This is a genomic window from Streptomyces sp. SID12501, assembly GCF_010550245.1.
Taxonomy (GTDB): domain Bacteria; phylum Actinomycetota; class Actinomycetes; order Streptomycetales; family Streptomycetaceae; genus Streptomyces.
Genome location: NZ_JAAGLU010000543.1, coordinates 1 through 463, shown reverse-complemented (window position 1 = coordinate 463; position 463 = coordinate 1). Strand labels below are relative to the sequence as shown.

The 463-nt window shown below is 73.9% G+C and carries 1 protein-coding gene; it reads left to right on the top strand.

The window, feature by feature from the left end; genetic code table 11:
- A partial coding sequence (locus G3I71_RS47190; protein WP_164325100.1) for an ATP-binding cassette domain-containing protein occupies positions 1–463 on the top strand: 463 nt, incomplete at both ends.

Here is a 463-nt window from a genome sequence, read left to right as displayed (position 1 = left end):
GATCCACTCCGACCGCGAGACGCCGTTCCTCACGGCCGTCGGCCTGGGCAAGAACGGCTCGGGGCAGCCGTTCGACGTCGACCTGTACGCGGGCGAGATCCTCGGCGTCGCGGGCCTGCTCGGGTCCGGCCGCACCGAGCTCGCGCGGCTGCTGTCCGGCGCCGACCGCCCCGACACGGGCGACGTGCGCGTGCAGAGCGCCCTGACCCGACTGACGTCGCCGCTCGCGGCGCTCGCGCGCGGCATCGCGTACTCGACCGAGGACCGCAAGAAGGAGGGCATCGTCGGGGACCTCACGGTCCGCGAGAACATCGCGCTGGCGATGCAGGCCCGCCGCGGCACGTGGCGGCGCATCCCGGGGCGCCAGCTCGACGACGTCGTCGCGCGGTACATCACCGCGCTGCAGATCAGCCCGCCCAACCCGAACGCGCTGATCCGCAACCTGTCGGGCGGCAACCAGCAG